General features: G+C 50.4%; 10 protein-coding genes and 1 pseudogene. 7 read left to right on the forward strand and 4 right to left on the reverse strand.

Annotation, left to right across the window (positions count from 1 at the left end):
* The first annotated feature begins 210 nt into the window (after positions 1 to 210).
* Both PPL9_RS07170 and PPL9_RS07175 read left to right on the forward strand, forming a co-directional pair.
* Positions 211 to 588 carry a VOC family protein gene (locus tag PPL9_RS07170; RefSeq protein WP_057462040.1) on the forward strand — a complete coding sequence of 126 codons (378 nt, stop codon included), beginning with the start codon at positions 211 to 213 and terminating at the stop codon, positions 586 to 588.
* Positions 589 to 954: 366 nt separating this feature from the next.
* A pseudogene (locus PPL9_RS07175) lies at positions 955 to 1410 on the forward strand (PaaI family thioesterase).
* A gap of 274 nt (positions 1411 to 1684) precedes the next feature.
* Here PPL9_RS07175 and PPL9_RS07180 read toward each other — a convergent pair.
* The 3 genes from PPL9_RS07180 to PPL9_RS07190 form a co-directional block, all read right to left on the reverse strand.
* Entirely contained in the window at positions 1685 to 2077 is a 393-nt protein-coding gene (locus tag PPL9_RS07180; RefSeq protein ID WP_057462041.1) for a hypothetical protein, read from the reverse strand.
* A gap of 38 nt (positions 2078 to 2115) precedes the next feature.
* The gene (locus PPL9_RS07185; protein ID WP_057462042.1) at positions 2116 to 2748 is read right to left on the reverse strand and encodes a hypothetical protein; all 633 of its coding nucleotides are present in this window, start codon (positions 2746 to 2748) and stop codon (positions 2116 to 2118) included.
* A 178-nt stretch (positions 2749 to 2926) separates the two neighbouring features.
* Positions 2927 to 4774, reverse strand: coding sequence for a M3 family oligoendopeptidase (locus PPL9_RS07190; RefSeq protein WP_057462043.1), 1848 nt, complete (start codon positions 4772 to 4774; stop codon positions 2927 to 2929).
* A gap of 228 nt (positions 4775 to 5002) precedes the next feature.
* Here PPL9_RS07190 and PPL9_RS07195 point away from each other — a divergent pair, with 228 nt between their 5' ends.
* The 3 genes from PPL9_RS07195 to PPL9_RS07205 all read left to right on the forward strand — a co-directional run bounded on the left by PPL9_RS07195 (position 5003) and on the right by PPL9_RS07205 (position 10433).
* On the forward strand, positions 5003 to 6559 hold the full coding sequence (locus tag PPL9_RS07195; RefSeq protein WP_057462044.1) for a sigma-54 dependent transcriptional regulator: 1557 nt from the start codon (positions 5003 to 5005) through the stop codon (positions 6557 to 6559).
* A 286-nt stretch (positions 6560 to 6845) separates the two neighbouring features.
* A complete protein-coding gene (locus PPL9_RS07200; RefSeq protein ID WP_208989227.1) occupies positions 6846 to 8498 on the forward strand; it encodes a L,D-transpeptidase family protein in 1653 nt (550 codons plus the stop codon).
* A gap of 243 nt (positions 8499 to 8741) precedes the next feature.
* The gene (locus PPL9_RS07205; protein ID WP_057462046.1) at positions 8742 to 10433 is read left to right on the forward strand and encodes a DUF882 domain-containing protein; all 1692 of its coding nucleotides are present in this window, start codon (positions 8742 to 8744) and stop codon (positions 10431 to 10433) included.
* A 237-nt stretch (positions 10434 to 10670) separates the two neighbouring features.
* Here the strand turns inward: PPL9_RS07205 and PPL9_RS07210 are convergent, their stop codons facing one another.
* Entirely contained in the window at positions 10671 to 10937 is a 267-nt protein-coding gene (locus PPL9_RS07210; RefSeq protein WP_057462047.1) for a DUF2312 domain-containing protein, read from the reverse strand.
* Positions 10938 to 11939: 1002 nt separating this feature from the next.
* Between PPL9_RS07210 and PPL9_RS07215 the strand changes: the two genes are divergently transcribed.
* On the forward strand, positions 11940 to 12425 hold the full coding sequence (locus tag PPL9_RS07215) for a DUF1036 domain-containing protein (RefSeq protein WP_208860363.1): 486 nt from the start codon (positions 11940 to 11942) through the stop codon (positions 12423 to 12425).
* The gene (pyk, locus tag PPL9_RS07220; protein WP_057462049.1) at positions 12422 to 13852 is read left to right on the forward strand and encodes a pyruvate kinase; all 1431 of its coding nucleotides are present in this window, start codon (positions 12422 to 12424) and stop codon (positions 13850 to 13852) included. The genes PPL9_RS07215 and pyk overlap by 4 nt, the downstream gene beginning before the upstream one ends.
* The last annotated feature ends 361 nt before the right edge of the window (positions 13853 to 14213 follow it).

Raw genomic sequence — 14213 nt, forward strand, 5'->3', positions numbered from 1 at the left:
GCGCACTATGAATATTTCTTCATCACCCGAAAAAAGAACCCGCAATTTTCAGTCAACTTGTCTGCAACGAAACACAATCAAATCCAGAATGGAAATCCCCCTTGGGTGGCATCTGTTACATACTAATTTATGACCAACTTGAGCTCTGCAAAACTTTCCTTATGCTGAGCATCTAAGACGTTTCAAAGTGGTTCTTGAGGGGGAAGTCACATGCAACTGGGTGCATTTTCAATCAGCCTGACGGTTAAAGACATTAAAGCGTCAATCTCGTTCTATCAAAAGCTCGGCTTCGCATGCGATCCCGGTTGTGATGGTACAGATGGCTGGGCGATCATGAAAAATGGCGAGACAATCATCGGGCTGTTTCAGGGAATGTTTGAAAAGAACATGCTCACCTTCAATCCAGGATGGGATCAGGAAGCACAAGCCCTCGATCAGTTCCTCGATGTGAGGGAACTCCAAAAGCGATTGAAAGCTGATGGTATTGAAGTTCACGGACAAGAAGCAGACGAGACCACATCTGGTCCGGCAAGCTTCACTGTGATTGATCCGGATGGAAACCCTATCCTGATAGACCAACACCGCTAGTGGGCAAAGGGTCAGCAGCAAACAAGAGAGCCAGCAAAGTCATATTATAACTCCGACAAACGTTGAGCTTCAGTAAGCTACTCAGTTCCCTCTACACTCCTCTCAATAATCCAGTGAGGTTTGTGAGTGACTGTGCCTTCAAGTGAATTAGCCAATACCAAAGCCTGTTACCTGGAGTCCGACACCCCGGACAGGCAAGCGCATTTCATCGAAAGTACATTTTTCATCCACGACGATGGAATCTTCTCTGCCCAAAGCAAGGTCAATTCCGCCTCTCCCTATACTTCGCTACGGTTCGAACATAACGCATTAAGACTTGGCATAATCGCCATCTGACACATTCAGATAAACATTTTCGGAGATAAAATGAGTGAGTTTACGCCTCGGTTTGCAGGCTATGAGAAGAAAGTAAGAGACAGCTTTGCCCGCTAGCCAGCCATGGCCTCATTGAGTATTGAAATCGCCAGAGTAGAACCCGGCATCATCGAGCTGACCATGCCGTACAACAAAGATTTTACCCAGCAACACGGCTTCCTTCACGCTGGCATCGTCACCACAGCCCTCGACAGCGCAGCCGGATACGCAGCCTTCTCGCTGATGGACGAAGACGCCGCCGTGCTTACAATCGAGCTTAAAACCAATCTGATGAACCCTGCTGCAGGTGAGCATTTTGTATTCCGCGCAAAGGTCGAGAAACCAGGCCGCACAATCACCTTCGTCAACGCCACCGCCTACGCAATCAAGGACGGCACTGAAAAGAAAGTCGCCACGCTATCGGGCACCATGATGTCCGTCCGCGGACGAGCCGACGTTCAACAGTAGATCAGTGAGGCGAGAGCGGGCTGATCTCGCCGAGCAGGCTCCTGATGCTCTGAGTTATTTATTCACGCGCAAAACAAGTGAAGGTGCCATGCTTCCCTGCGCACCTGAAACAAAGCTGACTCCAGCGACATCAAATAGTTGCTTTCTATCGGAGGCTGTCTCTAACTCATTAATCCAGCTGGTTCGATTGACGCCTCCGGAAATCCTTACGCTCTTTGAGAAAGAACCCGCATCACTTTTATAACCATCAAAGACATAGCTTTTAATTTTATCGTCAAAAAAACCTGACGGAGCCGTACTTCATACTTGTAGCAAAATAACATGTCGGAGAAGCCTCAGTCGCATCTGCTGACTTATATTCTCCAAGAACAAGCACACTGTCGCCATTTCGAGAGCGATACGCTTTCGTAGTCTTACGATTAAAATTCCGGCTCTCAGCGATCGAAACCAATGGGAGATCACCACCTGAAGAGGAAACAACTTTCCATCCTTCAGCCTTGAGATACTTATCTCGTCCCTTCGCGCTCGATGAAATACAAGCCTTTTCAAAAATCGACCAGTTCCGCAAGTCGGTCTCCGATGCCACGTCTTCAGCATCAAAGCCGCCTCCGCACGCACTTAGAGGCACGATCACTGTCAGAAGCAATGGTATCCTTTTAAATCTCATAGAGCCTCTCCAAGCAACGAACGATCGGACCGCAAAAATCACTTCAACTTGCACTTAGTTTCAGTCCCCTCCCAGAAACCACTACTAGTTTTGGTACAATCGATTGGAACTTTGCGGGCAACCTGCACATCAAGTACACTCGCTCTTTCGCCGAAAGCTTGTTTCAGGCCTGCTTCGACAGTACGTTTCAGGTCAGACGCGCTCCGCCGATGCTCCCACCCATAGGGAACAACTGTCACCGTGCCGGGTTTGAAATTGCTTACAAATGTCGCATCACCAATCTTGAAAATACGACTTCGTTGACCAGAGTCTCCAGAGACAAACGCATATTTTCCAGAACGCGCAGACACAGCGTAAGTCATCAGGAAGTAGTCGTCATCATGCTTAAAAGTGACCCGATAAGACCCAAATAGCCCTTCAAACGCCTCAAAGGTCAGCCTATTTTTATTGCTTGCTTCTTTATTTTCACAATCGTCAACCTCACCCGAAGCGTTCACCTTGCAGAAAACCGAAGCCAGATCTGATTCAACACTGCCATAGCGCCAAATCAAATAATTCTTAGTCTTATCTATCGGGACCTTATCTAGATGCGATTGATTACTGGTGGGCTTATACGACCCACAAGCACTCAGGGTGAATGCAACTGCTAGCATTGCAATAAATATGCGCATGATTCCGCTCCACTCACCCATATTAAAGCGTCAGTCTAAAACCAAACATTGAGCGCCAGCGCCCATGAGATCTGACTGGATACCTAAGTAAGCTTGGGAAACCTCCCTCGCCAACGCGCAACAAAAAAAGGCGAGAGCAATAGCCCCCGCCTCTTAAAAATATCAAACTCAGTTTAGCTTACGCCTTATCCATCTCTTCCAGTTCATCAATGAACCGTTCGATCACTGCCAAGCCTTTCTGCCAGAAGGCAGGGTCGGTTGCGTCCAGACCGAAAGGCGCCAGCAGTTCACTGTGGTGCTTGGTGCCACCCGCTTTCAGTAGATCGAAATACTTCTGCTGGAAGCCATCCTCAGCTTCTTCGTAAACCGCATAGAGCGAGTTCACGAGGCAATCACCGAAGGCATAGGCGTAAACATAGAACGGCGAATGGATGAAGTGCGGAATGTAGGTCCAGAAGTTCTCATAGCCACCTTCCAGATCAATTGCTTCACCGAGACTTTCTTCCTGAACACCCATCCAGATCGCAGAGATCTGCTCAGCGGTCAGCTCGCCTTCCTTACGCAGTTCATGCAACTGACGCTCAAAGGTATAGAACGCAATCTGGCGCACAACCGTGTTCAGCATGTCTTCCACTTTGGCAGCCAGCATGATCTGACGTTTTTCAGGTGTCTCAGCCTTTGCAAGCAGGTCCTTGAAGGTCAGCATCTCACCAAACACTGAAGCGGTCTCAGCCAGTGTCAGCGGGGTCGGCGCCATCAGCGCACCATTTGGCGCTGCAAGAACCTGATGAACACCATGTCCAAGCTCATGCGCTAGTGTCATCACATCGCGGATTTTGCCCTGATAGTTGATCAGCACAAACGGGTGTGCGCTTGGCACGGTTGGGTGAGAAAACGCGCCAGGTGACTTACCCGGACGGGATGCAGCATCAATCCAGTTTTTATCGAAGAACTGCCCTGCAATTTCGGAAAGTTCCGGCGAAAATTTCGCATAAGCATCCAGAACCGTGCCTTTTGCTTCATCCCATGGAATGTCGCGCGTATCAGCTTGCGGCAGCGGGGCGTTACGATCCCAGAAGTTCATTTTCTCAACGCCAAGCCACTTGGCTTTCATCGCATAATAACGGTGCGACAAACGCGGATAAGCAGCGCGGACTGCATCAACCAGCGCATCAACAACTTCACGCTCAACACGGTTGGCAAGGTGACGGCTGTCAGCAATGTCATCAAAGTTATGCCAGCGGTCGTAAGTATCTTTATCTTTCGCCAACGTGTTCATGATCAGCGTAAAGATGCTCAGATTTTTCCCGAAGGTTTTCGCAAGCGCTTCAGCAGCCTTCTTGCGCATGTCCCCATCAGGTCCTTGCAGCAAGTTCAAGGTCTGCTCAATGGAAAGCTCGTCACCATCAATCTCATAACGAGAACCAGAAATTGTCTCATCAAACAACCGGTTCCAGGCGGCAGCACCAGTCACGTGCTTTTCATGAAACAGTTGCTCAATTTCCTCACTGCGTTCATGCGGGCGTTCTTTGCGCAGGTCTTCCAGCCAGGGGCGATAATACGACAGCTTTTCAGAGTTCAGCGCTTTTTCCAGAACCTCGTCTTCAATCTTGTTCATCTCAAGCGAGAAGAACAGCATGTGAAGGCTCGCAGTCGTCAGCTTTTCCTGCACATCGCCATAAAATTTCTGACGAGCTGGATCTGTTGTGATGCTGGTGTAAGCCAGACCGGCAAAAGAGCCGATACGCCCCATCAGATCTTCAAGTTCCTCATAACGACGCACAATTTCGGCGAGTTCATCGCCAGAACGTGTTGCAATTTCAGCAAGCTTGCCTTTGCAGTCTGCTTCAAACTGCTCTGCCAGTTCTTTTGCACGCGCCATATCCTGATCAATCGCAGGATCATCAATAGAGCTGTAAAAAACTGAAAGGTCCCACTCCGGCAGTTCACCAAGGGCAGAGCCTGCCGTGGCTGCATCAGCGCTTTGATAGGTGATGGAAAATGGAGTGACGTGCTTGAGTGTCATATGAGCGTCCGATTATGGGATGGCATTGCGCCAGAAAAGAAACCTGAGGTCTGCAAAACAAGTTCTGCAGTACACTGTTTTAATATGCGTCCAATCCTTACACATGCAATGGCGTCTTTTAACAAGATCCCCAAAATGAAGTGGGCAATTTGTTTACCAAATTAGGTGCAGGATGACCTGAATTGGCACACTATGCATTACTGCCCAATCGATTTGAAGGGATTTCCCATGGCACAGCGCATTTTGATCGTAGATGACGATCCGGTCCAACGTCGCTTGCTGGAAGAAGCCGTAAAGCGGTTTGGGTACCGTTCTAAAAGCTGTGTCGATGGTCGCGAAGCGCTGGAAATCCTTACAGGAAGCGCCCAATCAGAAATCGATCTGGTCATCCTTGATCTGATGATGCCAGAAGTTGATGGCTTTCAGGTTCTGAAAGAAACCCGCGACGCTAAGAATGCAGTCCCTGTCATTGTTCAAACAGCCAACGGCAGCATTGAAACTGTTATTGAAGCTATGCGTGCTGGTGCACAGGATTTCGTTGTAAAACCAAGCCGTCCTGAGCGCTTGCAGGTGTCCATCACCAACCTTCTCAAAGTTGCGACGCTGGAAGGTGAACTCACCCGCATCCGCAAGCACACAGAAGGCACCCTCACCTTCGATAATATCGTCACGCGGTCTGAGCCGATGGATCGTGTCCTGCGGCTGGGCGAAAGAGCTGCCTCCTCCAACATTCCGATCCTCATTGAAGGCGAGTCTGGTGTTGGTAAAGAGCTGATTGCGCGCGCTATTCAAGGTTCCAGCGAGCGCCGGTCCAAGCCGTTTGTCACCGTAAACTGCGGCGCTATTCCAGATCATCTGGTGGAATCCATTCTCTTCGGTCACGAGAAAGGTGCATTCACCGGCGCTGTCGATAAACACATGGGCAAGTTTCAGGAAGCCAGCGGCGGGACCCTCTTCTTAGACGAAGTCGGCGAGCTCCCACTGGAAGTACAGGTAAAACTCCTGCGCGCGCTGCAAGAAGGGGAAGTTGACCCAGTTGGCGCACGTAAGCCGATAAAAGTAGATTTTCGCCTGATCTCAGCAACAAACCGACGTCTGATCGATCAGGTAAAAGAAGGTAAGTTCCGGGAAGATCTATATTATCGCCTCAACGTCTTCCCAATCTGGATCCCTCCCCTACGAGATCGTAGTGAGGATATCCCTGAGCTTACCCGTCATTTCCTGGCGCGTTTTGCTGCAGAAGAAAGCAAGCCTCAAGTCACGGGCATCACATCTAACACGGTCAATATGCTTAAGAGTTATGACTGGCCTGGCAACATTCGCCAACTTGAAAACGCAGTATTCCGCGCCGTTGTCCTGTGCGATGGTCCAAGCCTGACATGCGATGACTTCCCGCAAATAGCTCAAGCGACTGATACGCCAATGAGTTACGCGGCAGCACCGCCTGCCGGAAACAAAGAACCGCAAGCTGACGTCTATTCTTCATCCCTAAGTGTAGCGAGTAAATGGGAGGAACAGCAGGACGAACGATTTCTTCAGGTCGAGGCCGTTTCAGCCTTCGACGCGGAGCAACCTCCCTTTGGATATATGCGATCACTCGATGGCGAGGGCCACGTGCGTACGCTCATCAGTGTTGAAGAGGAAATGATCCGGACAGCGACCTCCCATTACGGAGGCCGCATGACCGAGGTTGCCAAGCGTTTAGGCATCGGGCGCTCTACGCTATATCGCAAGCTGAAGGAATACGGTCTGGAAGAAACTCCGGAAAGCAAAACTGCGCACTAAAGCTCAGTTTGCAGGATGGTTGGAAGCGAATGGGTAAGTCTCGCGCAAGCCACAGGCACGCGTGCATCTCAATAAATCGATAAAGCATAGCGACTAACAAAAAACCGTGGGTTTAAGTTCATATCACTGATCCTTGAATTTAAAACATCACGCTGTCGTGCTATCTCAAAACGCATTAGTGTATATGCGTAATAAATATAAGTTTGGGCAAAACAACACTCTTAATTTTTGAGGCATTCTTCTTGTGCCTATAAAGATCAAAGAGTTATCAGGTGGGTAGTCATAAATGTTTGGTAGAACGAGCACATCAGCATTGCTCGCAGGGGCAGTTATTGCGCTTTCGTCAACTATGTATTCTGCGCAAGCCGCAATTCCTGACAATTTTGACGAGCAGCTCGAGCAAGTAAACCTCGCTCAGTCAAATCCTGTTGCGCAGGAAATTCAGCAGGCGCTTAGCAAAAAACACCGCCGCCAGAACTTCCATGCAAAACGCGAAGCAGCAGCTGCAAAACTGTTCTACGAAAACAGAAGCTTCCAGCCCGCCTGGATCCTGAAAGGCAAGCTCTCCACCAGCGCTTTGTCCGTTATGGAAGCTCTGCAATCAGCCGATAAAGAAGGCCTGCACGCCGCCGACTACCCGGTGCCAGCAGCAGGCTTCAATGCAGATGGCAAAGCAACCCCAGAGCAAATCGCGGAAGCAGAACTGGAGCTGACCCACTCGATCCTCAAATACGCAGAGGATGCTCAGGCAGGCCGCGTCAGCCCCTATGCGATTTCGGAGGACATTACCCTTCGTCCGGAAAGGCCAGACCCGATTGAAGCGCTGACATCCATAGCGCACTCGGTTGCTCCGGCAAAAACTCTTGCGGCTTTCAACCCTCCGCATCCAGAATACAAAGCGCTGAAAAAGCAGCTAGCCGAACTAAGAGAACACACTGAAAGTGGCAGCCTTGAAGAGCAAGTTGTCATTCCAGCCGGCAAAGTCCTGAAAGTTGGAGTAAAAAGCTCCCGCGTTGCCGTTCTTCGCGAACGCCTGAGCGTTCCGACGGTTGAATCTCAAATGAACGTCTATACGCAGGATCTGGCTTATGCCGTTGAAGCCTTCCAGGCTGCAAACGGCTTGCATCCTGATGGCGCGGTTGGCCCACGTACACTGCTTGCCCTCAATGGACGCGTCAGTGGCGACCCGATCAATGACGTTATTGCAAACATGGAACGTTGGCGCTGGATGCCGCGCGAGCTGGGCGAAACCCATCTGCGCGTGAATATTCCAGAGTTCATGGTTCGTTTGAACATGGATGGCTTTGTTCTTTATGAAACCCGCGTCGTTGTTGGAAAACGCTCCAACAAAACACCGGTCTTTTCAGACAAGATGCAGCATGTGATCGTAAATCCATACTGGAACGTCCCATACTCCATCGCATCAAAAGAACTTTTGCCGGAACTGCGCGCAAGCAACCCACAAAGCTACCTGCAAAAGGGCAACTACGAGATCGTGTATGGCGGCAAGATCGTTGATCCTCGCCGTGTGAACTGGGATGCCGTGACCTTCAAGCAGATCCGCATCCGTCAGCGTCCGGGACGCCGCAACGCGCTTGGCAAGATCAAGTTCATGTTCCCGAACAAACACAACGTGTACTTGCACGACACACCATCCAAATCGCTGTTCAACCGGTCTGAGCGCGCCTTCTCACACGGCTGTGTCCGCGTGCAGAACCCGTTTGAGTTTGCTGACGCCTTGATGGCCACGCAAAACACGATGACAGGTAATTACATCCGCTCACTTGTCGGCAAGAAGCAGACCCAGGTGAATTTGCAAAGGGATATCCCGGTGCATATCTCCTACTTCACCGCATTTGTGGATGAAGCTGGAAAGCTGCAAAGACGTCCGGATATCTACGGACATAACCAGGCGACGATCGACGCTCTGAATCTTTAAAATTGTCACTATCCACATGTATCCACAGTAATATGACGACTTATGCGTGCGGATTCGCGCGCATTTGTCGCATGTAAATAGCGGATTCTGGCAAAAAACTTGGATTGTTGCCGTGAAGTCACTAGTTCGCGTTAATTGTAACTAAAGTAAAGGCTCATTAACCTTGTCCGCACTAGATAAAGAGGTGGGGCTCTGGGGTAAGGTTTTAGCCGATAACGCGAAAGCGAGATTCAATTGCGTGACATGATTGCATTCGGGCGCTCGGACTTTGGTAAACGTCTGCCTGGCATTTCAATGCTGGTCGCAGCGGTTCTTTGTGCGTTCTTCCTCACCTCAATTGCTTCGGCCAGTGCGAGCACACGCACGCTCAAGCTGTACTTCACCCACACGAAAGAGCGGGCGGAAATTACCTTCAAGCGGAATGGCCGCTATGACAAAGAAGGCCTTCGCAAGCTCAACAATTTCCTTCGGGATTGGCGCCAAAAAGAGCCAACGAAAATGGATCCTGAACTGTTTGACCTCATCTGGGAAGTTTACCAGAAAGCAGGCACAAGCAAGTACATCCATGTTGTCTCCGCTTATCGGTCGCCTAAAACCAACAACATGCTCCGTAAGCGCTCCAGCGGTGTGGCTAAAAACAGCCAGCATACCAGAGGCCGCGCAATGGACTTTTTCATTCCCGGCGTAAGCACAGCCAAACTACGTGCGCTTGGTCTGCGCCAGCATGTTGGCGGCGTTGGCTACTACCCGCGCTCAAACACGCCGTTTGTTCACATGGACACTGGCTCTGTACGCCATTGGCCGCGCATGAGTCGCTCTCAACTGGCAAAGGTATTTCCAAAGGGTGACACCATTCACGTCCCTTCCGATGGAAAACCTATGGCGCGTTACAAGCAGACACTTGCTGCTGTAAAACGGAAAGATTCAGGCCGCTCAACCAGCGTTGCCAGTCGTTCTACTTCATCATCTAAAGCAAGTGCCCGGGCAAGCTCGTCCAACAGTGGTGGAAGCTTCTTCTCCCGCCTGTTCAGCAATTCAGGCGGTAACGAAGGAAGCAAACCGGCACCAACTCCGGCAACAAAAGCACCAAAAGCGCGTGAGCCAGATCCAAGCCGCCGGGTAGAAACCGAGTTCAACGCTATTCCGCAACCTAAAGTGGCGTTGCTGGCAACTCAGCCAGCAGCAAGCCCGGTTCCAGAAGCAGCTTCTCCTGCCGTTTTGGCTTCAGCAACACCATATGCAAAGCCACAGGATGAGAGTGAGGTTACGCCTGCACCAACGGAGCAGAATCTCAATCTGTTTGCCTCCGCTCGTCCGCGCATAAAACCGCAACAAATCCTTCAGGTCGCCGCTTTGCCGGCGGCCACCCCTGCAGCTCAAAACCGGGCTCAAGTCATTCCACCAAAAGTGGAAACTCCGAAGGATGGCATTGCAGCGATCATTGCAGCAACTGGCGAGCAAACACCTGACAGCCTACGTCCTCTTGTAGGCGCACAGCTTGCCTACGCCTCTCCTGCCGCGACTGCAGATCTACCAAAGAGCAAGTTCAACAAAAAAACTGCGCTCTCCGCACAGGCACTCTTTGCAGAGCAGCGTCTGCCAGATTTGATGCCGAAATCACAACCAGCTCAACAGACTGTTGTGACAAAGGCCCCGGCCTACGGATCACCGTTGGTAGGTTTCCATTCAGCTCCAGAGCCAAACGCAGTGCTGATGCTTGATCCAACATGGACAGCAAGAAACCGCCGGACCATCACGATGCAGCACCCGGACCAGAACCAACTGGCAGTTCTGATGAGCCCTGTAACAACAGTTTTAAAGGACGCTCTGACCCAAACGCCATATCGCTCAATTCGCAAACGGATCAACCGCGGATCAGCAATCGCATGGCTGGACTCAATCTACACAGGCGAGATGAGAGTCTCCTCCAGATAGGCATCACGTTGTAATGAATGCTCCTCAGCACGGCATCTAAATGCCGTGAAAGCATTCCCCTGCCCTCAGCTAGCCCAGCCTATATCAACAAAGCCAATCAGACTGCCCGCTCGGGCACCTCTCACCACTCCAAAACCACGAAAAAAGGCCCCTCACCGCAGTAAGGAGCCTCTTTCAGAATTCGTGCTAAGAAGCAGCTCGCGCATACACACGCGCTGCTCTCACCAGTTGGAGCGCTTATGCGTCTTCCATTACTGGGCCAGCCATGCCGAGCGCATGCAGGTAAAGATCGAGGATTGCCTCTTCTTCTTCACGCTCATGCGGCTTACGCTTACGCAAAGAAACGATTTTGCGCATCACCTTCACGTCAAAGCCGTTACCCTTAGATTCCGCGTAAACATCCTTGATGTCATCCGCGATAACTTTTTTCTCTTCTTCAAGACGTTCAATACGTTCAATAAATGCGCGCAGCTGATCTGCTGCTACACCACCGGCATCTGACATATGAAATCCACCTTACGTTCGTGCGAAACACCATTAACCTTGTTGTCTTGCTGCCAGAACTGAGCACACGGGTCAACCGTTCACGACCTCTTTTCAGCAACCTTTACAGGTTCTGGGGGATGAACTGAATTTCAATGGGAATATAAAACAGTTGCCTCAATTGCCGCACAATCTATTGGCACTCACCTGACGGAAATTCACCTTAGCATTGTGGCCTGTTTTCTCTATCTGACATTCATTGTCAGGTAGCCCCAACAGGTTGCCATAAAAATAAGTGCCGCTACGTACGCATTGATACCGCAGTCAAAACATACTCACAATTGTCCAAAGATAAATCTGCGCGACAAATTCGCCAGCTAAATATATCAGCGAACCAGCCTGCTAACTAAAAGTCTTCACTCGGAAATTTAAGATAACAAATTCGAGATTTCCATTCAGCGGAACATTTGCCTCAATCAAAACCCGACAAAGTGTCGCAGCATCAAGAAACAACTTTCGTCTCCGCTACGTAATACGAGTTTTGCTAATCTCCTGATGCTCATTATTGAGCGGCCCAAACCGGACAATTGTCCGAAATGATGTTTATCTCTTTGTCTTATCTTTCAAAAAATCACAGCCAAAAAAGGGAGGAACTGTGGGAGGTAACACTGTTTTTTGGCTTTTCGCTTGATTCCATGTAGAACTCAGGCCAATAAAGATATTCAGATTCCTAGAGGTAAGGTCCGACTTTTGGATCATATTTCAAATGTTGACGGGGGTCGTCCACACTCATCCAGAGTAAGGGTGGCGCAACCAAAGCATGACATGTCGGGTTTAAGCCAATTCATCATCCTGCCGTTTTTGCATGGTCAATGGTGAGCTGGGGCAACGTTCTTTACTCAGAACAACCTGTATTACCCTTTAGTCGTGCTCGAAATCACGTCGGCCATGGGCTGAACCACGTTGACAAGGGCATCAACTGAACGCATTAAACTGCCGTTTGTAGCTGTACATATGACTGTTATGAGAACATCCAGAAACGACTTCGCATCTGCTGTAATAAACCGTTTTCGGAAAAATTCACTGGCTCTTGCCTGTGTTGCTTTTGGAGTTCTGAGCTTTCAGCAGATCCCCTCTGCTAAAGCGGACTTTCGTGCATGCAATAAGACCGAAAGCACAGTTAACATCGCAATAGGCTACCGCGATGGCGCCGATTGGATCACCGAAGGATGGTGGACCATCGACAAAAACACCTGCGACACACTGGTGTCTGGGGACTTGGCGTCACGCTACTATTACTTGTACGCAGTACAAACGGATCAAAATGGCGAATGGGATGGCAAGGCGTATATGTGTGTACGTCAAAAAAAGTTCACCATTCGCGGTATAGAAGACTGTGTCGCTCGCGGTTATGAGCGAACAGGTTTCTTTGAAATAGATACAGGCGAGCAAAGCAGCTGGACGGTCCAGCTGACGGAGCCGGTAGAGCAAGGAACAGGTGGACGATGAAGCGTAATAGACGGGTCAAAATTCTAGCAACTCTCGGCCCGGCGTCTTCCGAAAAAGAAGCAATCAAAAAGCTATGGCTTGCAGGTGCAGATGTTTTCCGCATCAACATGAGCCATTCCTCCCACGAAGTTCTCAACAATTTGGTTGGTCGCATCCGCGAAGTAGAAGCAGAAGTAGGCCGTCCAATCGGCATTCTCGCTGACTTGCAGGGTCCTAAACTGCGCGTTGGCACTTTCGCAGATGACGCAAAGCCAGTTCTAGAAAATGGCGCAACCTTTGTTGTAGACGCAAACGACGCTCCAGGTGACGCATCCCGCGTATACCTCCCACACCCAGAAATTCTTGGCAGCCTCGAAGTTGGCCACCGCCTTCTTGTAGATGATGGCAAAGTTTGCCTGCGTGTAACTGAAGCGTCTCCACAGCGCTGCGTGACCACTGTTGAAGTGGGCGGTAAGATCTCCAACCGTAAAGGCGTTTCTGTTCCAGATACAGAGATCCCTGTTGGTGCATTGACCGAAAAAGACCGCGCAGATCTTCTTGCAGCTCTCGATGCAAAAGTTGACTGGGTCGCACTGTCCTTCGTACAGCGTCCAGAAGACCTCATCGAAGTGCGCAACACCACTCAGGGCCGCGTTGGCGTTCTTGCAAAAATCGAGAAGCCTCAGGCAATTGATCGTCTCTCTGAGATCATCGAGCTGTCCGATGCAATCATGGTTGCCCGTGGTGACCTTGGCGTTGAAATGCCACTTGAGCAGGTTCCAGGCCTTCAGAAGCGTATGATCCGCGCATGCCGCAAAGCTGGTAAGCCAGTTGTTGTTGCAACGCAGATGCTTGAAAGCATGATCACGTCTCCGGTGCCAACCCGCGCAGAAGTTTCTGACGTGGCAAATGCAGTGTTTGAAGGTGCGGACGCAGTGATGCTTTCCGCTGAATCAGCTGCAGGTGACTTTCCGACAGAAGCCGTTACAACCATGGACAAAATCGCCGTGGAAGTTGAGCAGGACGAGAACTACCGTTCCATCATCCACGCTCAACGTACAGAACCAGAAGCAACCGGCGCTGACGCAATCACTGCTGCAGCTCACCAGGTCGCTGAAACTCTGGATCTGGCAGCGATTATTTCCTACACCGCATCTGGTGGTACAGCACTGCGCGCATCCCGCGAACGTCCTGCAACACCAATCATTGCGTTCTCTCCTGAAATCTCCACAGTTCGTCGTCTGACCATCGGTTGGGGTCTGCACTGTGTTGCCAATCAGGATGCTGCGACTGAGGAAGACCTCATCGACCGCGCATGCTGCCTTGCAAACACCGAAGGTTTTGCAAAGCCAGGTCAGCGCGTTCTGGTTTCCGCTGGTGTTCCATTCGGCACCCCGGGTTCCACAAACATGCTGCGTATCGCATTCGTGGGTTCCAAAGACGCTTAAGTCGTCAAAGAACACATCTTAAAGCAATAAAAAGCCCGTGATTTCGTATCACGGGCTTTTTTCTTTCAATCGATTAAATGAACTTGCTCCAACGCAACGAACTTCACAAACCACAGCCTTGCTTTAAAATGCCCATTTGAAGTCTGTGAGCCATTCACTCTCACTCCAAAGACGACGAGCAACCTCTGGGTTCAGCGCATGGCTAGCGATCTGCGCTTCTCCAACCGGTCCAACAGTCTCCATGCGCTTTGTTGGGCCATAGTTGATGGGGTGGATGGCTCCTGCTCCCACCAACGCCGTAATGCGTCATACTGCAGTTGTCATGGACAGCAAACGAATGGAGCCACCCCATGCAAGTTAC

The organism is Pseudovibrio sp. POLY-S9, from assembly GCF_001431305.1.
GTDB lineage: Bacteria > Pseudomonadota > Alphaproteobacteria > Rhizobiales > Stappiaceae > Pseudovibrio.

Coding starts and splice junctions, on each gene's coding strand:
- PPL9_RS07170 (WP_057462040.1), top strand. CDS start 211: ATGCAACTGGGTGCATTTTCAATCAGCCTGACGGTTAAAGACATTAAA.
- PPL9_RS07180 (WP_057462041.1), bottom strand. CDS start 2,077: ATGAGATTTAAAAGGATACCATTGCTTCTGACAGTGATCGTGCCTCTA.
- PPL9_RS07185 (WP_057462042.1), bottom strand. CDS start 2,748: ATGCGCATATTTATTGCAATGCTAGCAGTTGCATTCACCCTGAGTGCT.
- PPL9_RS07190 (WP_057462043.1), bottom strand. CDS start 4,774: ATGACACTCAAGCACGTCACTCCATTTTCCATCACCTATCAAAGCGCT.
- PPL9_RS07195 (WP_057462044.1), top strand. CDS start 5,003: ATGGCACAGCGCATTTTGATCGTAGATGACGATCCGGTCCAACGTCGC.
- PPL9_RS07200 (WP_208989227.1), top strand. CDS start 6,846: ATGTTTGGTAGAACGAGCACATCAGCATTGCTCGCAGGGGCAGTTATT.
- PPL9_RS07205 (WP_057462046.1), top strand. CDS start 8,742: ATGATTGCATTCGGGCGCTCGGACTTTGGTAAACGTCTGCCTGGCATT.
- PPL9_RS07210 (WP_057462047.1), bottom strand. CDS start 10,937: ATGTCAGATGCCGGTGGTGTAGCAGCAGATCAGCTGCGCGCATTTATT.
- PPL9_RS07215 (WP_208860363.1), top strand. CDS start 11,940: ATGAGAACATCCAGAAACGACTTCGCATCTGCTGTAATAAACCGTTTT.
- pyk (WP_057462049.1), top strand. CDS start 12,422: ATGAAGCGTAATAGACGGGTCAAAATTCTAGCAACTCTCGGCCCGGCG.